Source organism: Streptomyces sp. NPDC004667 (assembly GCF_040609475.1).
Lineage (GTDB): Bacteria > Actinomycetota > Actinomycetes > Streptomycetales > Streptomycetaceae > Streptomyces.
The window spans coordinates 1-21,039 of sequence record NZ_JBEXKC010000084.1 but is presented as its reverse complement, the minus strand read 5'-3'; the positions used below and the strand labels follow the sequence as shown (position 1 = coordinate 21,039).

24 protein-coding genes are annotated in these 21,039 nt (G+C 73.6%); 7 read left to right on the top strand and 17 right to left on the bottom strand.

Translation table 11 applies throughout. The features are described from left to right. From ABZW32_RS32385 to sigE, 5 genes are all read right to left on the bottom strand, one after another. Nucleotides 1–714 carry a hypothetical protein gene (locus ABZW32_RS32385; RefSeq protein WP_356222904.1) on the bottom strand — a complete coding sequence of 238 codons (714 nt, stop codon included), beginning with the start codon at nucleotides 712–714 and terminating at the stop codon, nucleotides 1–3. Nucleotides 715–827: 113 nt separating this feature from the next. Continuing rightward, entirely contained in the window at nucleotides 828–1,268 is a 441-nt protein-coding gene (locus tag ABZW32_RS32380; protein WP_356222901.1) for a sec-independent translocase, read from the bottom strand. A gap of 121 nt (nucleotides 1,269–1,389) precedes the next feature. Beyond that, the gene (locus tag ABZW32_RS32375) at nucleotides 1,390–2,736 is read right to left on the bottom strand and encodes a trypsin-like peptidase domain-containing protein (protein WP_356222899.1); all 1,347 of its coding nucleotides are present in this window, start codon (nucleotides 2,734–2,736) and stop codon (nucleotides 1,390–1,392) included. A 112-nt stretch (nucleotides 2,737–2,848) separates the two neighbouring features. Beyond that, the gene (locus ABZW32_RS32370) at nucleotides 2,849–3,520 is read right to left on the bottom strand and encodes a zf-HC2 domain-containing protein (protein ID WP_356222896.1); all 672 of its coding nucleotides are present in this window, start codon (nucleotides 3,518–3,520) and stop codon (nucleotides 2,849–2,851) included. Next, entirely contained in the window at nucleotides 3,517–4,296 is a 780-nt protein-coding gene (gene sigE, locus ABZW32_RS32365; protein WP_356222893.1) for an RNA polymerase sigma factor SigE, read from the bottom strand. Before sigE ends, ABZW32_RS32370 begins: the two co-directional genes overlap by 4 nt. A gap of 167 nt (nucleotides 4,297–4,463) precedes the next feature. On the opposite strand from sigE, the gene ABZW32_RS32360 reads away from it, so the two are divergent. After that, complete coding sequence (locus ABZW32_RS32360; protein ID WP_030226024.1) at nucleotides 4,464–5,126, top strand: class I SAM-dependent methyltransferase; 663 nt, start codon at nucleotides 4,464–4,466, stop codon at nucleotides 5,124–5,126. Nucleotides 5,127–5,262: 136 nt separating this feature from the next. Here ABZW32_RS32360 and ABZW32_RS32355 read toward each other — a convergent pair whose 3' ends face one another. Next, entirely contained in the window at nucleotides 5,263–5,430 is a 168-nt protein-coding gene (locus ABZW32_RS32355; RefSeq protein ID WP_003966491.1) for a DUF3117 domain-containing protein, read from the bottom strand. A 332-nt stretch (nucleotides 5,431–5,762) separates the two neighbouring features. Between ABZW32_RS32355 and ABZW32_RS32350 the strand changes: the two genes are divergently transcribed. After that, a complete protein-coding gene (locus ABZW32_RS32350; RefSeq protein WP_356222890.1) occupies nucleotides 5,763–6,566 on the top strand; it encodes an enoyl-CoA hydratase-related protein in 804 nt (267 codons plus the stop codon). 4 nt (nucleotides 6,567–6,570) lie between these two features. Here the strand turns inward: ABZW32_RS32350 and ABZW32_RS32345 are convergent, their stop codons facing one another. Further along, on the bottom strand, nucleotides 6,571–7,152 hold the full coding sequence (locus ABZW32_RS32345) for a DNA-3-methyladenine glycosylase I (protein WP_356222887.1): 582 nt from the start codon (nucleotides 7,150–7,152) through the stop codon (nucleotides 6,571–6,573). Then, nucleotides 7,149–7,505, bottom strand: coding sequence for a DivIVA domain-containing protein (locus ABZW32_RS32340; RefSeq protein WP_356222884.1), 357 nt, complete (start codon nucleotides 7,503–7,505; stop codon nucleotides 7,149–7,151). The genes ABZW32_RS32345 and ABZW32_RS32340 overlap by 4 nt, the downstream gene beginning before the upstream one ends. A 76-nt stretch (nucleotides 7,506–7,581) precedes the next feature. Between ABZW32_RS32340 and folP the strand changes: the two genes are divergently transcribed. Continuing rightward, nucleotides 7,582–8,442, top strand: coding sequence for a dihydropteroate synthase (gene folP / locus ABZW32_RS32335; RefSeq protein ID WP_356222881.1), 861 nt, complete (start codon nucleotides 7,582–7,584; stop codon nucleotides 8,440–8,442). A gap of 102 nt (nucleotides 8,443–8,544) precedes the next feature. On the opposite strand, the gene ABZW32_RS32330 is transcribed toward folP, so the two are convergent. Continuing rightward, nucleotides 8,545–9,303 carry a TIGR00730 family Rossman fold protein gene (locus ABZW32_RS32330; protein WP_030226035.1) on the bottom strand — a complete coding sequence of 253 codons (759 nt, stop codon included), beginning with the start codon at nucleotides 9,301–9,303 and terminating at the stop codon, nucleotides 8,545–8,547. 64 nt (nucleotides 9,304–9,367) lie between these two features. Then, nucleotides 9,368–10,447 (bottom strand): succinyl-diaminopimelate desuccinylase, encoded by a 1,080-nt coding sequence (dapE, locus tag ABZW32_RS32325; RefSeq protein ID WP_356222878.1) that lies wholly within the window; start codon nucleotides 10,445–10,447, stop codon nucleotides 9,368–9,370. Nucleotides 10,448–10,534: 87 nt separating this feature from the next. Between dapE and ABZW32_RS32320 the strand changes: the two genes are divergently transcribed. Together ABZW32_RS32320 and ABZW32_RS32315 are read left to right on the top strand one after the other, a co-directional pair. After that, entirely contained in the window at nucleotides 10,535–11,506 is a 972-nt protein-coding gene (locus ABZW32_RS32320; protein ID WP_356222875.1) for a hypothetical protein, read from the top strand. Nucleotides 11,507–11,736: 230 nt separating this feature from the next. Next, the gene (locus ABZW32_RS32315; protein WP_356222873.1) at nucleotides 11,737–12,108 is read left to right on the top strand and encodes an ATP-binding protein; all 372 of its coding nucleotides are present in this window, start codon (nucleotides 11,737–11,739) and stop codon (nucleotides 12,106–12,108) included. 72 nt (nucleotides 12,109–12,180) lie between these two features. Here ABZW32_RS32315 and dapC read toward each other — a convergent pair whose 3' ends face one another. Both dapC and fdxA read right to left on the bottom strand, forming a co-directional pair. Beyond that, nucleotides 12,181–13,275 (bottom strand): succinyldiaminopimelate transaminase, encoded by a 1,095-nt coding sequence (gene dapC, locus ABZW32_RS32310; protein ID WP_356222870.1) that lies wholly within the window; start codon nucleotides 13,273–13,275, stop codon nucleotides 12,181–12,183. A gap of 95 nt (nucleotides 13,276–13,370) precedes the next feature. Further along, nucleotides 13,371–13,700, bottom strand: coding sequence for a ferredoxin (gene fdxA / locus ABZW32_RS32305; protein ID WP_030226044.1), 330 nt, complete (start codon nucleotides 13,698–13,700; stop codon nucleotides 13,371–13,373). A gap of 116 nt (nucleotides 13,701–13,816) precedes the next feature. On the opposite strand from fdxA, the gene ABZW32_RS32300 reads away from it, so the two are divergent. Together ABZW32_RS32300 and ABZW32_RS32295 are read left to right on the top strand one after the other, a co-directional pair. Next, a complete protein-coding gene (locus ABZW32_RS32300) occupies nucleotides 13,817–14,812 on the top strand; it encodes a GNAT family N-acetyltransferase (RefSeq protein ID WP_356222866.1) in 996 nt (331 codons plus the stop codon). Further along, nucleotides 14,809–15,600, top strand: coding sequence for a transglutaminase-like domain-containing protein (locus ABZW32_RS32295; protein ID WP_356222863.1), 792 nt, complete (start codon nucleotides 14,809–14,811; stop codon nucleotides 15,598–15,600). The genes ABZW32_RS32300 and ABZW32_RS32295 overlap by 4 nt, the downstream gene beginning before the upstream one ends. Nucleotides 15,601–15,765: 165 nt before the next feature. Here the strand turns inward: ABZW32_RS32295 and ABZW32_RS32290 are convergent, their stop codons facing one another. The 5 genes from ABZW32_RS32290 to ABZW32_RS32270 all read right to left on the bottom strand — a co-directional run. Further along, a complete protein-coding gene (locus tag ABZW32_RS32290) occupies nucleotides 15,766–16,386 on the bottom strand; it encodes a response regulator transcription factor (protein WP_356222860.1) in 621 nt (206 codons plus the stop codon). Then, on the bottom strand, nucleotides 16,383–17,564 hold the full coding sequence (locus ABZW32_RS32285; RefSeq protein ID WP_356222857.1) for a sensor histidine kinase: 1,182 nt from the start codon (nucleotides 17,562–17,564) through the stop codon (nucleotides 16,383–16,385). The genes ABZW32_RS32290 and ABZW32_RS32285 overlap by 4 nt, the downstream gene beginning before the upstream one ends. Nucleotides 17,565–17,571: 7 nt before the next feature. After that, the gene (locus ABZW32_RS32280) at nucleotides 17,572–18,324 is read right to left on the bottom strand and encodes an ABC transporter permease (RefSeq protein ID WP_356222854.1); all 753 of its coding nucleotides are present in this window, start codon (nucleotides 18,322–18,324) and stop codon (nucleotides 17,572–17,574) included. Beyond that, on the bottom strand, nucleotides 18,321–19,265 hold the full coding sequence (locus ABZW32_RS32275) for an ABC transporter ATP-binding protein (RefSeq protein ID WP_356222852.1): 945 nt from the start codon (nucleotides 19,263–19,265) through the stop codon (nucleotides 18,321–18,323). Before ABZW32_RS32275 ends, ABZW32_RS32280 begins: the two co-directional genes overlap by 4 nt. Nucleotides 19,266–19,462: 197 nt before the next feature. Then, the coding region (locus ABZW32_RS32270; protein WP_356222850.1) for a hypothetical protein at nucleotides 19,463–21,039 on the bottom strand (1,577 nt) is incomplete at its 5' end.

Sequence of the window (21,039 nt, the reverse complement as noted above, 5' to 3'; positions counted from 1 at the left end):
CTACTCGTACGCGCCCAGGTCCGCGATCGCCGAGAACCCCAGCCCGTACGCGCTCATCCCGCGCCCGTACGCGCCCAGGTGGACCCCGCTGCCGGTGGAGCCGGCGAGCACCCAGCCGAACTCCGACTCGCGGTAGTGGAACGGCGTCGGCTGCCCGTCCACCGGCAGGGACAGCGTCGACCAGTCGGGGCCCGCGAGGTCGTCGGCGAGCTCCCACGCGGCCTCGGTCTGCTGGTCCAGCCAGTCGTCGCGCAGGGTGTGGTCCATCTGCTGCGGCCAGCTGTAGGACAGCAGGCCCGAGCCGGCCAGCCAGGCGGCCGAGGAGACCGAGGTGGCCTCCAGGACGCCGGTGCCGTCACCGCTGCGGCGCAGCGGGTTGCTGGCCACGGTGATGACCACCGCGAAGCGCTCCTTCTCCCCCGTCGCGATCTCGCCGCGCACGGACGGCTCGTCGCCGTGGCCGGTCGACCCGTGCTCCACGGTGCCGTCGGCGCCCGCGGAGACCTGCATGAGCCAGCGGGGGCCGGTGAAGGCCCCGTCCAGCCCGTACCAGGGGAAGTCCGCCTTCAGGTACCCCTCCGCCGCCCGGCGGGCCGCCGGGACGGGTGCTGTGCCCTCCTGGGCCTGCCCCGGGGGCTGCTGGTCGGTCTGCGGGGGTGCGTCAAGGGCGTCGGCGGGCTGTACGCCCACCCGGCTGCTGCGCGTCGTCTCCATCTGGGCGGCCTCTCGTTCCGTGGGGTCCGGAACGGCCGGCCCCCCTCGGGCGTCCTGGGTCCGGACAGATGGAGGATAGCCATCCGACTCCGGATCGCCGGGCAGGCGGTGGCTCAGGTGGCGTCGGCGTCGAAGGGGGTGCGCGCCTCGGGGGCCGGGGCGGAGGGCTTCTTCAGCAGGTCCGGACCGGTGCCGGCGGCGGGCGTGGCGGGGGCGGCCGGGGCGGGGGCCGCGTCCTTGCTGTTGACCGCGTCGGTGACGTCGTTGAGCTCCTTGCGGAGGTCGAAGCTGCTGCGGATCTCCTTGAGGTCCTCGTTCTCGGTCAGCTGCTTGCGGATGAAGGTCTTCGGGTTCAGGTCCTCGAACTCGAAGTCCTTGAACTCGGGTCCCAGCTCGGAGCGGATGTCCTGCTTGGCGCTGTCGGAGAACGAGCGGAGCTTGCGGATCATGCCGGAGACGTCCTGGATCACCTTCGGCAGCTTGTCCGGGCCGAAGATGAGGATGGCGAGCACCACGATCGTGACCAGTTCGAGTGCGCCTATGTCGTTGAACACCTTGCCGCTCCTCGGCTCTCTCCACATCGGGCCCGGACAACGGTACCCGGCCTTCCTTGCCTGCCCCTACGCCGGTGCGGCCCTCTTCCCGGATTCACCCGGGCGTCACGCGGTATTCGGGTCAGGAACCGCTCGCCGAGCCGAGCTGCACCTCCAGCGTGCGCTCCGTGCCGTCGCGCAGCACGGTCAGGGTGAGGCGGTCCCCGGGGCGGTGGGCCCTGATCTTGATGATCAGCTCGTCCCCGCCGTGCACGCGGACCCCGTCGACCTTGGTGATCACGTCCGCGGCCTTGATCCCGGCGCGGGCTCCCGGACCGTCGGCGACCACCGACGGCTTCCCGGCCTCGCCCTTGGAGTCCACACGCGCGCCGTCCCCCCGGTACTGCATGTCCAGGGTGACGCCGATGACGGGGTGGGTGGCGCGGCCGGTGCGGATGAGTTCCTCGGCGACCCGCTTGCCCTGGTTGACGGGGATGGCGAAGCCGAGGCCGATGCTGCCGCTCTGGCGGGTGCTGTCGCCGTCGTCGCCCTTGTCGGCGCCGCGGATCGCGCTGTTGATGCCGATGACGTGGGCGCGGGAGTCCAGGAGCGGGCCGCCGGAGTTGCCGGGGTTGATGGGGGCGTCGGTCTGGAGGGCGTCGACGTAGCTGATGTCGCTGCCGTCGCCCTTGTCGCCGCCCGCGGTGATGGGGCGTCCGGTGGCGCTGATGATGCCCGCCGTGACGGTGTTGGAGAGGTCGAAGGGGGCCCCGATGGCCACGACCGGGTCGCCGACCCGGACGTTCTCCGAGTTGCCCAGGGCCAGCGGGCGCAGGCCGCGGACGCCGGTCACCTTGACGACCGCCAGGTCGTAGCCGCCGTCGCGGCCGACCAGCTCGGCGGCGACGCTCTCGCCGGTGCTGAAGGTGACCGTTATGTTCTTGGCGTCGGCGACGACGTGGTTGTTCGTCAGGATGTGGCCCTGCTCGTCCAGGACGAAACCGGTCCCGGTGCCGCCTCCGCCGCTGCCGCTGACGTGCAGGGTGACCACGCCGGGCAGGGCCGTGGCCGCGATGCCCGCCACGCTCTCCGGGGCCCGGTCCTTGTGGTCGACGGCGGACTGCGGGAGCTCCAGGCGGGTGCCGGTGCGCCGCTCGGCGAGGATGCCGAGGTAGCCGCCGACGCCCCCGGCGAGGAGGGCGATCACCGAGCCGAAGACCACCAGCCGCCAGATCCCGGGGGCGCGGCGCGCCCGCCCGTGGTCCACCACCTGGAGGGGGTGCTCGGCCCAGGGGTCGTAGCGCGGTCCGGGGGCGGCGTCCGGCTCCCCGGGCCCCGCCGCGAAGTCCGCCCCGGAGGACGGTGCCTGCGGGGCGGAGCCGGGCTCGGGGGCGGGGCCGTCCGCCGGAGCGGGCGGCTCCGGGGCGGCGGGCCGGCTCCACCAGGACGGAGCCGGACCGCTCCGCTGACTGTCGCGACTGTCGGACATGAACGCTCCCCGCGGGCCTGGCGCACCGCACGGCGGCGCATCTGCCGGAGATTCAACCAGGTGCCGCGCGCCGGCGGAGCCCCGGCTCCCGCCGGGGCTCCGCCGCGTCCGCTCAGCGGGCGAGCGAGGCCGGGACGGCGGTCGCCGGGACCGCGGTCACCGGGGCACTGGGGGTCGGCGTGGGGAACTGTCCGGCCGGGGCCGGGCCGGGGACGCCACCGGGGCTGGGCAGCCGGTCGCGCACGAAGGCGTCGGTCAGCGGGACCGACGGGCCGGGCCGGGTGGCGGGGGCGTCGCCCCGCACGTTCGGCTCGACCGCGTCCAGCGGCAGCGCACCCCCGAGCGCGATCGCGGCCAGCGACACGGCTCCCGCCGCGACGAAGGCGAACCGGCGCCGGGGACGGCCGACCTCGTGGATGCGGAAACCCTCGCGCGGGGCGGCCGGGGCGGCGTACCCGAACGAGGCGAAGGGATCGGCACCCGGCGAACCGGCGCCCAGCGGACCACCCGGAGCGCCGCCCGGCGGACCGGCGGCCCCGTCGGGACCTCCGCCCGGCAGGCCCTGCAGGCGCGCCAGCAGTCCGGCGGACAGGGGTGGCGGGGCGCTCTCCACGAACAGGGTCTTCAGCCGGCGCTGCGCGTCGGCCTCGGCCTTGCACTTGGCGCAGGTCGCCAGGTGCGCCAGCACCCGCTCGCGCGCGTCGTGCTTCAACTCCCCGTCCACCAGGGCGGCGAGCCGGTCGCCCAGGTGCTGCTCGGCGGGGGACGGACTGACTCCGCTCACTCGGCTCCGCCCTCTCCCCCGGCGCCCGGGGCGCCCGGGGCGCCCACCGCGACGCCCGCCAGGGCCCGCTGCTCGGCACGGGCCTCGGGGGACCGGTGCTTGAGCGCCTTGCGCAGGTGCGAACGGCCGCGGTGGATGCGGCTGCGGACGGTACCGAGCTTCACGCCGAGCGTGGCGGCGATCTCCTCGTACGACAGGCCCTCGATGTCACACAGGACCACGGCGGCCCGGAACTCCGGGGCGAGGGTGTCCAGCGCCTGCTGCACGTCCGCGTCGAAGTGGGTGTCGTGGAGGACCTGCTGCGGGGACGGCTCCTTGCTCGGGAGCCGCTCGGCGGCGTCGTCGCCGAGCGCGTCGAAGCGGATCCGCTGCTTGCGGCGCACCATGTCCAGGAAGAGGTTCGTGGTGATGCGGTGCAGCCAGCCCTCGAAGGTGCCGGGCGTGTACGTGGACAGCGAGCGGAAGACGCGGACGAAGACCTCCTGCGTCAGGTCCTCCGCGTCGTGCTGGTTGCCGGTGAGGCGGTAGGCGAGGCGGTAGACCCGCGCGCTGTGCGTGCTGACGATCTCCTCCCACGTGGGAGGGGTCCACGCCTGGGAGCCCGCATCGGCGGCAAAGGTTGCGGTGGTGGCGGTGTGGAAGCGGTCAGCAATGTCGGTCACGGATTTCGGCTCACCCGCCGACCAGAAGAGACGTCTCAGTACGCCTCCACGATCCACAGGCGCAGCCGCACCTCCCCTATCGGCTCTGGTGGTGTCCAGTGGAGCCCCTACCATAGCCACCCCTCCCGTCAGCTCTGGATAAGCATTTTTGCAGTAACTTTGCACGGGTCTCGGGTCCCGGGCCGCCGATCTGCCCGCTGCCGTCCCCTCTATCCCGCCTCTGTTACTCCCAACGCCCGGTCCCATCTGCGGGTTCCCGACGTCAGCGGATACAGTCACCGTTGCGCCAACTATGGGGACAGGAGAGGGTCATTAGCGGCAACCGGCAGACGAGCTGGGCGTTCGCCGACGCGTTTGTCGCCGAGGACGACGCTCTGCGATGGGCCCGCGACCGGTCCAGGGAAGCGGGCCTGCGGTCCGTCTCCCCCGGGACCGGGGCCGCGCTGCGCCTGCTGGCCGCCACCGCGGACGCCAAGGCGGTCGCCGAGATCGGCACCGGCACCGGGGTCTCCGGCATCCACCTGCTCCACGGGATGCGCCCCGACGGGGTCCTGACCACGGTGGATCCCGAGCCGGACCGGCAGGCCTTCGCCCGCCAGGCCTTCCGCGCCGCCGGCTTCGCGGGCAACCGCGCCCGGTTCATCCCGGGCCGCGCGCTGGACGTGCTGCCGCGGCTCGCCGACGGAGGCTACGACCTCGTCTTCTGCGACGGGGACCCCTCCGAGTCCCTCGACTACCTCGCGGAATCGTTGCGTCTGCTGCGCCCCGGCGGCCTGGTCTGCTTCGAGGGCGTCTTCTCCGACGGCCGTACGGTCGACTCCGCCGCCCAGCCGGTGGAGGTCATCCGGGTGCGCGAGCTGCTGCGCAGCGTCCGGGAGAGCCCGGCCCTGGAGGCGGCGCTCCTCCCGGTCGGCGACGGCCTCCTCTGCGCGGTCCGCCGCTAGGCCGTCCGGGCCGTCCGGCGGCGCCCCGTGTCCGCCGCCGGGCCGGGCGGACGGCACCCGCGGGAGCGCGCACGCAACACCGCCCCGGACGCAGGACGCGGCCGGGGCGGTGCAGAGATCAGATGGTGCCGACGCTTCAGCCGACGACCTTCTTCAGGGCGTCACCCAGGGCGTCCGCCTCGTCGGGAGTCAGCTCGACGACGAGCCGACCGCCGCCCTCGAGCGGTACGCGCATGACGATGCCCCGCCCCTCCTTGGTGACCTCGAGCGGGCCGTCGCCCGTCCGCGGCTTCATGGCCGCCATGCTCGTTCCCCTTCCTGAAACCAGCTCATCGTCAGCCGACGGCCCCGTTCAGGCGCCTAGTACCCGGCATCGAACACATTGCTTCCCAGCCATTATCCCGCATGTCAGGACCCGATGACCAACATCGGTCGGGAACGCTTGCGCAACGCGCTCGACCAAAACCACTCATTTCGGGGATCCGCCTGCGATACTTCGCCGCTGCTCCCGGCGGACGGGCTCCGCTTTGTTTGACGCACATCACATGCCCGCCCCCGGCCGCGTCCGCCATGCTGACCCTTGGACCGGCCGGTACCGGCCGGTAGCCAAGCCCGCGACGAAGGGGGACCCCCGCCATGGCCGACAGCGTGCTCTACGAAGTGACCGACGGACTCGCGACCGTCACGATCAACCGGCCCGACGCGATGAACGCCATGAACACGGAGACGAAGGTCGCCCTGCGCGACGCGCTCCGGGCGGCCGGCGCCGACACCGCGGTACGGGCGGTCCTGCTGACCGCCGCCGGGACCCGGGCCTTCTGCGTGGGGCAGGACCTCAAGGAGCACGTCGGGAACCTGGCGGCGGACCGCGAGAGCGGCTCGAAGCTCACGATGAGCACCGTCTCCGAGCACTACAACCCGATCGTGCGGGCCCTGACGGAGATGCCGAAGCCCGTCGTGGCCGGGGTGAACGGCGTCGCGGCCGGGGCCGGCTTCGGCTTCGCGCTCGCGGCGGACTTCCGCGTCGTCGCCGACACCGCGTCCTTCAACACCTCCTTCGCCGGCGTCGCGCTGACCGCCGACTCCGGGGTGTCCTGGACCCTGCCCCGCCTGATCGGCGCCTCCCGGGCGTCCGACCTGCTGCTGTTCCCCCGCTCCGTCAAGGCGCAGGAGGCGTACGACCTCGGCATCGCCAACCGCCTGGTCCCCGCGGACTCCCTGCACGCGGAGGCCGAGGCGGTGGCCCGGGCCCTCGCCGCCGGCCCGACCGTGGCCTACGCGGCCCTGAAGGAGTCCCTGGCGTACGGGGCCTCGCACTCGCTCTCCGAGGCCCTGGAGCGGGAGGACGTCCTCCAGACCCGCGCGGGGGCCTCCGAGGACCACTCCATCGCCGTCCAGGCCTTCCTCTCGAAGCAGCCGCCGCGCTACCTCGGCCGCTGACGCCTCATCCCTCGCGGGAGACGCAGCCCGCGAGGTGGTCGTTGACCAGGCCGCACGCCTGCATCAGGGCGTAGGCCGTGGTCGGCCCGACGAAGCGGATGCCCGCTTTCTTCAGTGCCTTGGCCAGGGCCGTGGACTCCGGGGTCACCGCCGGCACGTCGGCGGTGGTCTTCGGGGCCCGGCCGGGCTTCTTCGGGGCGTGGGACCAGATCAGCCCGTCCAGGTCCCCCGCCCCCCAGCCGGCCAGCACCTTCGCGTTGGCGAGGGTGGCCTCGATCTTGGCCCGGTTGCGGATGATCCCCTCGTCGGCCATCAGCCGCTCGGCGTCGGCCGGGCCGAACTCCGCGACCGAGGCGATCCGGAAGTCCGAGAAGGCCTTGCGGAACCCCTCGCGCCGCCGCAGGATCGTCAGCCACGACAGCCCGGACTGGAAGGCCTCCAGGCACAGCCGCTCGTAGAGGGCGTCGTCCCCGTGGACCGGCTTGCCCCACTCGGTGTCGTGGTAGGCCACGTAGTCCTCCGTGGACAGCCCCCACGGGCAGCGCAGTCCTCCGTCGGGCCCGGCGACCGGCCCGCCGCCGCTCACCGCTCGTCCTTGGTGAGGTCGACCCGTTCGGCGGGCTCCGGGGCGCCGGCCGGCCCGTGCGGGGCGGCGGCGGCCGTCAGCTCGGCGATCCGGGCGTCCCGCTCGGCCAGCTCGGCCCCGAGCCGGTCCAGCACGTCGTCCACCTCGGCCATCCGGTAGCCGCGCGGCGCGACCGGCAGCTTCAGGGCGTCGATGTCGGAACGCACCACCGGCCGGCTCTCGGGGAGCGCGTCGGCCACCCGGTCCGGTTCGGCGTCGGGCAGTACGGCTTCCGCGCCTCCGCCGACCACCGCGAGGGTGACCGCGGCCACGACCACGACCAGCGCGATCAGCAAGAACCAGAACACGATCAACTCCCCTGAGAGACTCCGGCCACCAGGTTAAGGTCGCAGACGAGGCGCGAGGGTCGCCGAAGGAGGAAAGAGCAGGATGCTGCGACTGGGCAGGCGCGAGTTCGACCCCCACGAGCCGGTGATCATGGCCATCGTGAACCGGACCCCGGACTCCTTCTACGACCAGGGCGCGACCTTCCGCGACGAGCCCGCGCTGGACCGCGTCGAGCGGGCCGTGGCCGAGGGCGCCGCGATCATCGACATCGGCGGGGTCAAGGCCGGTCCCGGCGAGCACGTGGACGCCGCGGAGGAGGCCCGGCGCACGGTCGGCTTCGTCGCGGAGGTGCGCCGCCGCCACCCGGACGTGGTGATCAGCGTGGACACCTGGCGGCACGAGGTCGGCGAGGCCGTGTGCGAGGCCGGGGCGGACGTGCTGAACGACGCGTGGGGCGGGGTGGACCCCAAGCTGGCGGAGGTCGCCGCACGTCACGGCGCGGGCATCGTCTGCACCCACGCGGGCGGGGTCGAGCCGCGGACCCGGCCGCACCGGACCTCGTACGAGGACGTCATGGAGGACATCCTGCGCGTCACGGTCGGGCTCGCGGAGCGGGCGGCGGCGCTGGGCGTCCCCCGGGAGTCGATCATGATCGACCCGGGTCACGACTTCGGGAAGAACACCCGGCACTCGCTGGAGGCGACCCGCCGGCTGTCGGAGATGACGGACACCGGCTGGCCGGTGCTGGTCTCCCTGTCGAACAAGGACTTCGTCGGCGAGACCCTCGACAAGCCGGTCAAGGAGCGCCTGCTGGGAACGCTGGCCACCACGGCCGTGTCGGCCTGGCTCGGCGCACAGGTGTACCGCGTCCACGAGGTCGCGGAGACCCGGCAGATCCTCGACATGGTGGCCTCGATCCAGGGGCACCGCCCTCCGGCCGTCGCCCGCCGCGGCCTGGCCTGAGGGCCTCGCCGCGGCCCGGCCCGAGGGCCGCGCGGCTGGGCCCGGGGGCCTCCGCGGCCGGGCCGTCCCCGTGCGGTCTCCCGCCCGGGGACGGTGCGGGAGCTACTTCCCGACTTCCTTCGTCACCAGCGCGATCGCCTCGTCCACGTCGTCCGTGACGTGGAAGAGGTAGAGGTCCTTCTCCGAGGCCTTGCCCTGCGCGATGACCGTGTTGCGCAGCCAGTCGATCAGACCGCTCCAGTACTCCGTGCCGAACAGCACGATCGGGAACCGGGTGATCTTCTGGGTCTGCACCAGGGTCAGGGCCTCGAACATCTCGTCCAGGGTGCCGAGACCGCCCGGCAGCACCACGAACCCCTGGCTGTACTTCACGAACATCGTCTTGCGGACGAAGAAGTACCGGAAGTTCAGACCGAGGTCGACGTGCTGGTTGAGCCCCTGCTCGAAGGGCAGCTCGATGCCCAGGCCGACGGAGATGCCGTTCGCCTCGCGGGCGCCCTTGTTGGCCGCCTCCATCGCGCCGGGGCCGCCGCCGGTGATGACGGCGAAGCCGGCGTCCACGAGCGCGTGCCCGATCCGTACGCCCGCCTCGTACTCCGGCGAGTCCACCGGAGTACGGGCCGACCCGAACACGCTGATCGCGGGCGGCAGCTCGGCGAGCGTGCCGAAGCCCTCGATGAACTCCGACTGGATGCGCAGGACCCGCCAGGGATCGGTGTGCACCCACTCGGAGGGTCCGGCCGAGTCCAGCAGCCGCTGGTCCGTCGTACTGCCCGCCTGGACCTGTCCCCGCCTGCGCAGCACCGGCCCGAGCTGCTGCTCCTCCGGCTTGCGACGGGACGAACCTTCAGGGTTGCCCATGATGTGCTCCCTCCTGCTGATCGTTGGATCAGGTTAGGCGCACGAAGGTGACGGCAGGTGGAATTCAGGAGGTCAGCCAGGCGCGGAGTCGTTCCTCGCAGTGCAGGATCGCCTTCGTCTCGACGCGTTCGTCGACCTTGTGGGCCAGCAGGGCGTCGCCCGGACCGTAGTTCACCGCCGGGACGCCGAGCGCGCTGAAGCGGGACACGTCCGTCCAGCCGAACTTGGGCATGGCGTGGCCCCCGACGGCCTCCATGAAGGCCGCGGCGGCCGGGTGGGAGAGGCCGGGCAGGGCGCCGGGTGACGAGTCGTCGACGACGAACTCGTCGATGTCGCAGTCGGCGAAGACCTCGCGTACGTGGGCCAGCGCGTCGGCCTCGCTGCGGTCCGGGGCGTAGCGGAAGTTCACCGTCACCGTGCAGGCGTCGGGGATGACGTTGTTGGCGACGCCGCCCTCGATCCGGACCGCGTTGAGGCCCTCGTGGAACTCCAGGCCGTCGATGACCGGCTTGCGGGGCTCGTACGCGGCCAGCTTCGCCAGGATCGGGCCCGCGGCGTGGATGGCGTTGGCGCCCATCCAGCTGCGGGCGGAGTGCGCGCGCTCGCCCTTGGTGCGGAGCAGGACGCGCAGGGTGCCCTGGCAGCCGCCCTCGACCTCGGCGTCGGAGGGCTCCAGCAGGACGGCGAAGTCGCCGGTCAGCCAGTCGGGGTGGGCCGCGGCGACCTTGCCGAGGCCGTTGAGGTCGGCGGCGACCTCCTCCTGGTCGTAGAAGACGAAGGTGAGGTCGCGGTTGGGCTCGGGGACGGTCGCCGCGATCCTCAGCTGGACGGCGACACCGGACTTCATGTCCGTGGTGCCGCAGCCCCACAGGACGTCGTTCTCGTCCAGGCGGGAGGGCACGTTGTCGGCGATCGGCACGGTGTCGAGGTGGCCGGCGAGTACGACGCGCTCGGCGCGGCCGAGGTGCGTACGGGCGACGACGTTGTTGCCGTGGCGGTCGACGGTCAGGTGCGCGAGGCCGCGCAGCGCGTTCTCCACGAGGTCGGCGAGTGCCTTCTCGTCGCCGCTCACGGATGGGATGTCGACGAGCCGGGCGGTCAGCTCGGCAGCGTCCAGGGTGAGGTCCAGCTCGGATTCGGACATGGACCCGACCCTAACGCCCCGGGATGCGCCGGAACGGGGTCCGTCCGGTCACTGGACGCGTCGAACGCCTCAAGTACGGTGGGCCGCGTGTCCGAGACCGATCGCTCCCGTCCCCGCCGACGCCGCAGGCCGCTCCGCCTGGCCCTGGGTCTGGCCGTCCTGCTCGCGGTGGCCGGCTACTTCGCCGTGCAGCGGTCCTCCACCGGTGGTGGCGCCCCGTACTGCAAGGTCACGGCGACCGGGGCGGGCGACGCCTCCCCGGGCACCGTGCAGACGTACGAGATGACTCCCGAACAGGCCGCCAACGCGGCGACGATAGCGGCCGTGGGGATCTCCAAGGGGCTGCCGGACCGGGCGGTGACCATCGCGCTGGCGACGGCGATGCAGGAGTCTGCGCTGCGCAACCTCGACCACGGCGACCGGGACTCGCTGGGCCTGTTCCAGCAGCGGCCCTCGCAGGGCTGGGGCACCCCGCAGCAGATCATGGATCCGGTGTACTCGGCGGGGATCTTCTACGACCGGCTCGCCGAGATCAAGGGCTACACGCGGCTGCCGCTGACGGTGGCCGCGCAGAAGGTGCAGCTCAGCGGCTTCCCGCAGGCCTACGCGAAGCACGAGCCGGACGCCACGGTCCTGACGGCCGCCTTCGGCGAGAGCGGTACGCCGGCCACGCTGACCTGCACGGGCCCGGCCCCGCAGCCGGGCGACCCGGAGCGGGTCCGCGCGGAGCTGGCCCGGGCCTTCGGCAAGGAGGCCCTGGGCGGCGCCCACGGCGGCGCCGCGGCGGGCCGCACGAAGCCGGGCACGGTCCCGGAGGCCGAGGTCTCGCTGCGGCTGCGCAAGGACGGCGGGCCGGGCGAGGCGCGCCGGGGCCGGGCGATGGCCCACTGGGCGGTGGCCCGTTCGGACGAGCTGGGGATCGCCCGGGTCTCGTACGGCACCTCGCGCTGGACGGCGGGCGACGAAGGGGGCGCCTGGCGGCCGCGGAGCACGGGCGGGACGGACCCGTACGACCCGGCGCAGGACGAGGTGCGGATCTTCGTCGCCCGCCGGGGCTGACGCGGGAACCGCCCGTACGTACGGGACCTCACCCGTGCGGGGGTGGCCGGGCGGCCGGGCCGGGCGGGCCGTAAGCGGACGGAAGGCCTGGTGGGCGCGCATCCAATGCGTTTGTCGCGGAAGCCGATTAAACGATGCGTTACTGATCCTTTACCCGCCGGGTCCGCAACTCCACCCACCCCGGCAGCGGTTGTACACGGCGTACTCAGCCGCTACCGCTTAGGAGCATCATGTCCCTCCCCCTGACCCGTCGGATCGCCCGCGCCGCGCTTCTCCTCGCAGCCGGAACCGCTCCCGTGGTCGGTGCGGCCGGCGCGGCCAGTGCCGCCGGCCTGGAGTCCGTGCCGCAGCTGGGCGCGCTCACCGCGCCGGACGCCTCCGCCGCCACCCAGGCGGCGGACACCGTGACCGGGGCCGTCCCGGCCGCCGCCCCCGCCGCCGCCGTGGCGGACGGTGCGGGCGGGATGCTGGGCGGGCTGCCGGTGGCCGGGCAGCTGCCGGTCAAGGACCTGCCCGTGAAGGACCTGCCGGTGAAGGACCTGCCCGTGGGCCAGCTGCCGGTGAGCACCCTGCCCGTGGGCGGGCTGCCGCTCGGGGGCTGACGGAACGGAACGCCGAAGGGGCCGGGAGTGAGCACTCCCGGCCCCTTCGGGCTGTCGCGCGGCGGCGGAGCCTCAGCCCAGGCGCTTGACCGCGGCCTCGACCCGCTCGTCGGTGGCGGTGAAGGCCACGCGGACGAAGTTCGCGCCGGCCTCGCCGTAGAAGTCGCCCGGAGCGACCAGGATGCCGAGGCCGGCGAGGTGGGCGACGGTGTCCCAGCAGGGCTCGTCGCGGGTCACCCACAGGTAGAGGCTGGCCTCGCTGTGCTCGACCCGGAAACCGTGCGCCTCCAGGGCCGTGCGCAGCGCCTGGCGGCGGGCGGCGTAGCGGCCGCGCTGCTCCTCGACGTGGGCGTCGTCGCCGAGCGCCGCGGCGACGGCGGCCTGGACGGGGGCGGCGGTCATCATGCCGCCGTGCTTGCGGATCTCCAGCAGTTCGCCGAGTACGGCCGCGTCACCGGCGATGAACGCGGCCCGGTACCCGGCCAGGTTGGAGCGCTTGGAGAGCGAGTGGACGGCCACGATGCCCTCGTAGGAACCGCCGCAGACCTCGTCGTGCAGGACGGAGACGGGCTCGGCCTCCCAGCCGAGTTCCACGTAGCACTCGTCGCTGAAGAGCAGGATGCCGTGCTCGCGCGCCCAGGCGACGATCCGGATCAGCTCCTCCTTGGAGAGGACCCTTCCGGTCGGGTTCGACGGGGAGTTGAGCCACAGGAGCTTCACGCCGGCGGGGTCGAGCTCGGTCGGGTCGTCGTAGACCACGGCCTCGGCGCCGCACAGCCGCGCGCCGACCTCGTACGTCGGGTAGGCCAGGCGCGGGTAGGCCACCTTGTCGCCGGCGCCGAGGCCCAGCTGGGTCGGCAGCCAGGCGACCAGTTCCTTGGAACCCACCACGGGCAGGACGTTGCGGTGCCCGGCGGCGCTCGCGCCGAGCCGGCCGCGGAGCCAGCCGGTGATGGCGTCGCGCAGGGCGGGCGTGCCCCATACCGTCGGGTAGCCCGGGGAGTCCGCGGCGCCGATCAGGGCGCGCTGGATCAGCTCCGGAACCGGGTCCACGGGCGTGCCGACGGAGAGGTCGACGATGCCGTCCGCATGGGCCGCCGCCGTGGCCTTGTACGGCTCCAGCTTGTCCCAGGGGAAGGCGGGAAGACGGTCGGATACTGCGGCCACGGTGGTCTCTGCTCTCTGTGGGAAGCGGGAAAACGGCTCGGTCCCGTGCGGCGGAAGTGCCGTACGGGACCGAGAGGCGCGTCTGCCGTGAACGGTCAGTGCTCGCCGTTGATGTCGGCAGGCAGTGCGGCGACGAAGGGGTGGTCCCGCTCGATCAGACCGAGCTTGGAGGCACCACCGGGCGAACCGAGCTCGTCGAAGAACTCGACGTTCGCCTTGTAGTAGTCCTTCCACTCCTCCGGGGTGTCATCTTCGTAGAAGATGGCCTCGACCGGACAGACCGGCTCACACGCGCCGCAGTCGACGCACTCGTCCGGGTGGATGTACAAGGACCGCTGGCCCTCGTAGATGCAGTCGACGGGGCATTCTTCGATGCATGCCTTGTCCTTGACGTCGACACAAGGCTCCGCGATGACGTAGGTCACGCTCTCGTTCCTCCTCGGTAGGGCTTTCCATTCGCGCGGGAGCGCGGCGTCGTCGATGCCCGCACCTAGTATCTCCGTTCCCGGGCACGATCCGAACAGGAGGGGCGGACAGAGCTGTGGAAATCACTGCCGGTGGGCTGCTGGAGATCCGTATCACCCCGGCTGACGTGGGTAAACGAGTCTCTGTACGACGGGTGGAGGGCGGGGCTGGGGCATCCCCCGCCTTCTCGGACTCCGTCGGCGTTCTCACATCCTGGAACGAGGGTGTGCTGACGATCACACGCAAGGACGGCGTGTCCGTCCGCATCCCGGAATCCTCGCTGGTAGCGGGCAAGGTCGTGCCCCCCGCACCGGCCCGCCGACGGGGGCCGGCGGCCTCCTTCGAGGAGCTCGCGAGGGTCACGGCGCGGGCCTGGCTGCCGCTGGAGAGCGAGCGGCTGGGCGAGTGGACCCTGCGGGCCGCCGAGGGGTTCACCCGACGGGCCAACTCGGTGCTCCCGCTCGGCGATCCCGGGATACCCCTGGACGAAGCACTCGCTCGGGTGAGCGCCTGGTACGCGGAGCGTGGGCTTCCGGCGTACGTGCAGGCGGCGACGGGCGCGGTCGGCACGCAGGAGCTGCTCTGCGCGGAGCTGGAGCGCCGAGGCTGGGTCAACGAGGTCTCCGCGGAGGTGCGGATCGGGGCGCTCGCGCCGGTCGGCGAGGCGGACGCGGACGAGTCGGTCTCGGCCGGGGTGACGCTGACGCGGACTCCGGACGAGGACTGGCTGGGCCGCTACGGCAAGGTCCGTGACCCGGACCTGGCCCGGCGGATGCTGGTCGAGGGGCCGTCGGTGTGGTTCGCCTCGCTCGGCGGCGGCCGGGCCGTCGGGCGCATGGTGGTGGACGGGCGCTGGGCGGGCTTCGGCGCCGTGACGGTCGACCCCGCACACCGGCGCCGGGGGCTCGCGACGGCCGTGATGGCGGTGCTGGCGCGGCGGGCGCTGGAGGAGGGCGCGTCGGCCGCGTGGCTCCAGGTGGAGACCGACAACCCGGGCGCCCGCGCCCTCTACGACGGGATGGGCTTCGCCACCCACCACGCCTACCACCACTTCCGGGAGGGCGACCGGTGAGCGCGGCGACGCGGGAGCTGTTCGCGGCGGAGGCCCGCGCCGAGCGGCCGGACCTGGCGCAGCTGTGCCTGCTGCTGGCGGCGGAGGCCGACCCGGAGCTGGACGAACGGGCCATGGACTGGGCGCAGATCGAGCTGGACCGGCTCGCGGGGATGCTCCCGTACGGGCTGCGGGGGGCGCGGGCGTGGGCCTCGGCGGTGACGGAGCTGCTCGGCGGCCGGATGGGCTTCCACGGCACTCCGGCCGACTACGACCGGCTGTCGTCCTCGCTGCTGCACGAGGTGCTGCGGCGTCGGCGGGGGCTGCCGATCCTGCTGTCGGTGGTGTGGCTGGAGGTCGCCCGGCGGGCCGGTGCGCCGGTGTACGGGCTGGGGCTGCCGGGCCACTTCGTGATCGGCTTCGGGGACCCGGAGGAGGGGATCGTCGTGGACCCGTTCGCGGGCGGGGCCTCGCTGGGCGCGGGCCCGGCGGAGCAGGCCGAGGGGCCGCGGACGCCGGCCCGGACCATGGACATCGTGCTGCGGATCCTGAACAACATCCGGGCGTGGGCCTCCTCGCGGCCCGAGCAGTCGGGGGTCGCGCTGTGGGCGCTGGACCTGGCACTGCTGCTGCCGTCGCATCCGGCGCGGCTGCGGTACGAACGGGCGCGGCTGCTGGTGGAGCGGGGGGCGTTCCGGGAGGGGGCGGGTGAGCTGGAGGCGTACGCGCGGGTGATGGACGCGGTGGACGTCGACGCGGCCGTCCGCATCAGGGCGGAGGCCGTCTCCGCCCGCGCCCTGCTGAACTGACCCTCCCCGTGGGCGGGGGCGGGCTCCGCCCGGACCCGTTCGGGGGCTCCGCCCCCGGACCCCCGCGCCTCAATCGCCGGCGGGGCTGGATCTTCCAGCCCCGCCGGCGATCGAGGCGCGGGCGCGGAGCGCCGTGTGGTGAGCCGCACCGGCGACGGTGCCGCGCTAGAGCCAGCCCTTCTCGCGGGCCACGCGCACCGCTTCGGCCCGGTTGCGGGCCGCGAGCTTCTGGATGGCCGTCGAGAGGTAGTTGCGGACCGTGCCCTGCGACAGGTTCAGGCGGGCCGCCAGTTCGGCGTTGGTCGCGCCGGAGTCCGCCTCCCGCAGGACCTCCCGCTCGCGGTCCGTCAGCGGGTTCGCGCCCTCCGCCAGGGCCGCCGCGGCCAGGGTGGGGTCGATGACCCGCTCCCCCGCCAGGACCTTGCGCACCGCGTCGGCGAGTTGCGCGGCCGGGGCGTCCTTGACCAGGAAGGCGGAGGCGCCCGCCTCCATCGCGCCGCGGAGGTAGCCGGGCCGGCCGAAGGTGGTCAGGACGACGATCTTGAGGGAGGGGTGGGACCGGCGGAGTTCCGCCGCGGCCTCGATGCCGGTCATGCCGGGCATCTCGATGTCCAGGAGCGCGACGTTCACGTCGTGCCTCCCGGCCGCGGCGACCACCTCGTCGCCCCGCGCGACCTGGGCCAGCACCTCGATGTCCGGCTCCAGCCCCAGGAGGGCGGCGAGGGCCTCGCGGACCATCGACTGGTCCTCGGCCAGCAGGATGCGGATGGGTGCGGCTTCGATCATGAGGAGGATCCTAGGGGGACCCGGGCGCGCAGCCGGAAGCCGGTCCTGCCCGCGGGGCCCGCCGCCAGGGTGCCGCCGACCGCCTCCAGCCGTTCCGTCAGACCGGTCAGGCCGTTGCCGTGGGCGCTGGGCCCGCCGGCGCCGTCGTCGCGGACGGTCAGTTCCATGACCGGGCCCGCGAGCGTCTGGCAGGCCTCCAGGGTGACGGTGCACCGTTTGGCCCCGCTGTGCCGGACGACGTTGGTGACGGCCTCGCGCAGCGACCAGGCCAGGGCCGACTCCGTCTCCTCCTGGAGTTCCCCCGGGGCCTCGGTCGGCAGGTCGGCCGTCACCCCCGCGGCCGTCAGGGCCGTGCGGGCTCCGGCCAGTTCGCCGGGGAGCGTGGGGCGCCGGTAGCCGCTGACGGCCTCCCGTACGTCGACCAGCGCCTGGCGGCAGACCTGCTCGATGTCCGCGACCTGGCGGGCGGCCCGGTCGGGGTGGTCCGGCAGCATCCGGCCCGCGAGTTCGCTCTTCAGCGTGATCAGCGACAGGGAGTGGCCCAGCAGGTCGTGCAGGTCGCGGGCCATCCGCAGGCGTTCCTCGTTGGCCGCGAGCTGGGCCACGGTGGCGCGGGCCTCGCTCAGTTCCAGGGTGGTGCGCAGCATCGCCCGGACGCCGGCCATCGCGAATCCGCCCATCAGGGACGGGAGCAGCAGACCCACCAGGTAGTGCTCGCCGTCGGGCACCAGGAAGGCCGTCGCGCTGAGCAGGGCGGTGGCGGCGGGAACGGTCCAGCGGGAGTACTCCGCGGGCAGGGCGGCGCCCGAGGAGATGGCCACGTAGACGAAGAGGACGAGCCATTCGCGGCCCAGGGCCAGGGACAGGACCGTGGCCAGGGCGGCGAGGACGCCGAGCGTGAGCATGACCCGGCCCGGGAAGAGCGGGGTCCCGGTCCGCAGGACGAGGATCAGGTACGCGACGACGAACGCGGCGAGGCCGAGGACCCCGAGCGTCCGGGCCGCGGCGCTGTGTCCGCCGCGGACCAGGTCGAGGACGGGGACGCTGAGGTAGAAGAGCCACAGCCCCGTCCAGAACAGCTTCACGAGGTGCTGGCGGCGGCTCCCGGGCGGGATCCCGATGCGGATCCCGCCCGTCTTCCGCGTCGTGTCGGCGTCGTCCTCGACCGTCACTGCCATCTCTGCGTCACGCCTTCAGCGAGTCCTTGCGGTACAGCCAGGCGGCCGCACCGGTGAAGAGTACGAAGTACCCGGTGAGGATCGCCACGTCCTTGACGTGCGGTGCGCTGCCCAGCTCGATCGCCTGGCCGAGGCCCGCGTAGGCGTGGGTGGGCAGCCACTCGCAGATGGTCTGGAGCCACTGCGGGAAGGCGGCGGTGGGCATCCACAGGCCGCCGAGGATCGAGAGGCCGAAGTAGAGGAGCATCGTGATGGGGCGGACGTTGTCCCCGCTGGCGCAGTAGCCGATGGCCACGCCCAGCGCGGCGAAGACCAGGCTGCCGGCCCAGATCGCGACGGTGAGGGCGAGCCACTGCCAGACCTCGAAGCGGACGTCCTTGGCGACGGCGGCCACCACGAAGACGACCAGGATGGCGGGCAGGGAGAGCACGCCCGCGCTGGCGGTCTTGGCGAGGACGTAGCCGCGGCCGGGCAGGGCGGTCAGGCGCAGCTGGCGGACCCAGCCCTTCTCCCGCTCCTTGGCGATGCGTTCGCTGTTGCCCACCAGGACGGCGGTCAGCGCGCCGAAGGAGGCCATGGCGACCATGTAGAAGGCGGGCATCGTCAGTTCGGTGCCCATGACCTTGGTGCTGCCGCTCAGGGTGCCGCCGAGCATCAGGAAGAGGGCCGCCGGGTACATCACGGTGAAGAACAGGTACTTCTTGTTGCGCAGGGCGCGGATGACCTCCAGCTTGATCAGCTGGTACGTTCCGGCGTTCATCGGTTGGCCTCCTCGGCCTCGGTGAGGGCGATGAAGGCCTGCTCCAGGCCGAGGCCCGCGACCTCCAGGTTCCTGGGGTAGAGGCCGAGCGCGTACACGGCGTGCACGGTCGCGTCGGCGTCGCTGGACTGGAGCTTGACGGTGGTGCCGTGCAGCTCGAAGCCCGTCAGGGCGGGCAGGGCGCGCAGCACCTGCTCGTCGACGGCGCCGTCGAGGTCGAAGGCGACCCGGCGGGCGCCGGCCCTGGCCTTGATCTCGGCGGCGCTGCCGTCGGCGAGGAGCCGGCCCTTGTTGAGCACCAGCACCCGGTCGGCGATGGCGTCCGCCTCTTCCAGGTAGTGGGTGGCGAACAGGACGGTGCGGCCCTGGGCGGCCTGTTCCCGCATGGTGGCCCAGAAGGCCTGGCGGGCGGTGACGTCCATGCCGGTGGTGGGCTCGTCGAGGACGATCAGGTCGTTGTGGCCCGCGGTGGCGAGGGCGAAGCGGACGCGCTGCTCCTGGCCGCCGGAGAGCTTGTTGACCATGCGGGAGGCGATCTCGGTGATGCCGGCGCGGTGCAGGACCTCGTCCACGGGGTGCGGGCGGGGGTGCAGGGCGCAGCCGAGGGCGACGAGTTCGCGTACGGACACCTCCTCCATCAGGCCGCCGCTCTGGAGCATCGCGCCGACCCGGCCGGCCGCGACGGCCTCGCGGGCGGTGGTGCCGAAGAGCCGGACCTCGCCGGAGTCCGGCGGGCGCAGCCCGAGGAGGAGGTCGAGGGTGGAGGACTTGCCGGCCCCGTTGGGGCCGAGGAGTGCGACGGTCTCACCCGGGTGGAGTTCCAGGGAGAGGCCGTCGACCGCGCGGACCTGGCCGTAGCTCTTGGTCACGTTCTGGAAGCTCACCACCGGGCCGGCCGTGGTGGCCGGTCCCGCGGAGTGCGCCGGGGTCGTCGTCGTCATGGATCGAGGATCGCCCGTACGGGGGTGCGTCCGGCAGTGTCGGCGGTCGTGACTGCGGCATGACGGATGTCATGCGGTCGGCATGACGCTGACGTGTGCTGACCTGCGCGGACGTGGCGCGGACGGCGTGCGGACGCGGCGCGGCCCCTTCCCGGGGGCCGGGAAGGGGCCGCGCGTTCGCCGTGCGTGCGGGGCCGTCAGTTGGCGTTGGTCTCGATGGTGACGATCCGCTCGGCGGGGGTCTTGCCCACGAGCGCCTTGCCGAGGGCGCCGGCGACGTCCTGCGGGGTGACCGCGGTCTTCGCGCCGGTCCCCCGCGTGATCATGACCCCGTCGAAGGTGTTCCCGTAGGTCGCCTTCAGGGCCTCCAGGTCGTACTTCTCGACGAGGTGGCCGTCCACGGCGGTCATGCTGAGGATCTTGGGCAGGGACCTGGCGCCGAAGGGCAGGCTCTTGCCGCCCGCCTTGACGGTCGCCGGAGCGGACATCGCCGGCTCCGCGAACTCCTTCATCGCCCGGTTCAGTTCCGCCTCGGTGACGGTGGGCTCCTTGGTGGCGGTGGGGAGTTCGACCGCGGCGGCCTTGCCGCTGCCGACCAGCTCGCGGAAGGCCTTGGTGACCTTGTCCACGGAGCCGTCGACGTCGAGGCTGGTGCCCGCCTTGCCGGGGACCGCCACGGCCTTGCCGGTGTCGAACTTGATGGTGCCTTCGGTGGCCGAGCCCGCGGTGCCGGCGAGCTCCTGCAGGGCGACCCGCAGCTTCTCCTCGTCGACGGGCATGACCGCCTCGGCGGTGCGCTCGACGCCGAAGAGGGAGCCGACGACCGTGACGGGGTTGTAGTCGCTGCCCGCCGCGTTGCGGACCGTGGTCTGGCTGTCGAGGGTCAGACCGGCCTTCTCGGGCTTCAGCTCGACCTGCTTGCCGCCGACGCTGAGCTTCAGCGGGGCCGCGGCGCGGGTGCCGAAGGCGGTCTGGAGCTTGGTGACGGCGTCGTCGCGGCTGCCGCTGATGTCGACGCCGAGGACGGTGGTGCCCTTGGGGACGTCGGAGTGGTTCAGCAGCAGTCCGGCGCCGTAGACCGCGCCGGCGAGGACGACGACGGCGCCGCCGAGGAGGGCCACCTTGGAGCGGCCCTTCTTGGCGGGCGCGGCCGGGGCGGCGGACTTGCCCGCCTTGCCCGCCTTGCCGGGCTTCGCGGGCTTCTTGCCCGCCGGGGCGGGCGGGGGCACCGGGACGGTCTGCCGCGGCGGCTGCGGCCCGGGCGGCGGGGTGATGGGGCCGGGCCTCTGGACGGGGGCCGGGGCCGGGAAGTCCATGGCCTCGGGACCGGGCCAGCGCGGGGACTCCTCGGCCCCCACGGGTACGGTGCCCAGCGCGGGCCCGCCGGTCGGCCCGTCGGGCGCGTCGAAGGCCGGGAAGGCCTCCGTGACGGGACCGTCGAACTCCGGGTACGCGGGGGCGGGGGCGCCGACGCCGGGGCCTCCCACGGCCGGGGCGGGGGCGAACCCGGCGCCGCTGCCGTGCGGGGCCGGAGGCTGGATGGGGCCCTGCGGGCGGCCGGGGAGCGGCGGGGGCGCGAAGCCCGCGCCGGCGGACGGGGCGGCCGGGGGCACGGCGGAGCCGTAGCTGGCGCCCGTCGGCGCGGGGGCCGGGGCGGACGGCGGGGCCGCGGCGCCCTTGCGCGGCGCGAACCAGTTGCTGGACTCCTCCGCGGCGGGCGCGGGCGGGGCGGCGGGCGCGGGTGCGGCGGGTGCGGCCTGGCCGGGCGCGGGCC

Bases quoted from the DNA above. Each gene is read 5' to 3' on its own strand.
- ABZW32_RS32350 (WP_356222890.1), top strand. From the start codon at position 5,763: ATGGCCGACAGCGTGCTCTACGAAGTGACCGACGGACTCGCGACCGTC.
- sigE (WP_356222893.1), bottom strand. From the start codon at position 4,296: ATGGTAGGGGCTCCACTGGACACCACCAGAGCCGATAGGGGAGGTGCG.
- ABZW32_RS32285 (WP_356222857.1), bottom strand. From the start codon at position 17,564: ATGGCAGTGACGGTCGAGGACGACGCCGACACGACGCGGAAGACGGGC.
- ABZW32_RS32330 (WP_030226035.1), bottom strand. From the start codon at position 9,303: ATGGGCAACCCTGAAGGTTCGTCCCGTCGCAAGCCGGAGGAGCAGCAG.
- ABZW32_RS32375 (WP_356222899.1), bottom strand. From the start codon at position 2,736: ATGTCCGACAGTCGCGACAGTCAGCGGAGCGGTCCGGCTCCGTCCTGG.
- ABZW32_RS32385 (WP_356222904.1), bottom strand. From the start codon at position 714: ATGGAGACGACGCGCAGCAGCCGGGTGGGCGTACAGCCCGCCGACGCC.
- dapE (WP_356222878.1), bottom strand. From the start codon at position 10,447: ATGTCCGAATCCGAGCTGGACCTCACCCTGGACGCTGCCGAGCTGACC.
- ABZW32_RS32290 (WP_356222860.1), bottom strand. From the start codon at position 16,386: ATGATCGAAGCCGCACCCATCCGCATCCTGCTGGCCGAGGACCAGTCG.
- folP (WP_356222881.1), top strand. From the start codon at position 7,582: ATGCTGCGACTGGGCAGGCGCGAGTTCGACCCCCACGAGCCGGTGATC.
- ABZW32_RS32280 (WP_356222854.1), bottom strand. From the start codon at position 18,324: ATGAACGCCGGAACGTACCAGCTGATCAAGCTGGAGGTCATCCGCGCC.
- ABZW32_RS32355 (WP_003966491.1), bottom strand. From the start codon at position 5,430: ATGGCGGCCATGAAGCCGCGGACGGGCGACGGCCCGCTCGAGGTCACC.
- ABZW32_RS32275 (WP_356222852.1), bottom strand. From the start codon at position 19,265: ATGACGACGACGACCCCGGCGCACTCCGCGGGACCGGCCACCACGGCC.
- ABZW32_RS32315 (WP_356222873.1), top strand. From the start codon at position 11,737: ATGTCCCTCCCCCTGACCCGTCGGATCGCCCGCGCCGCGCTTCTCCTC.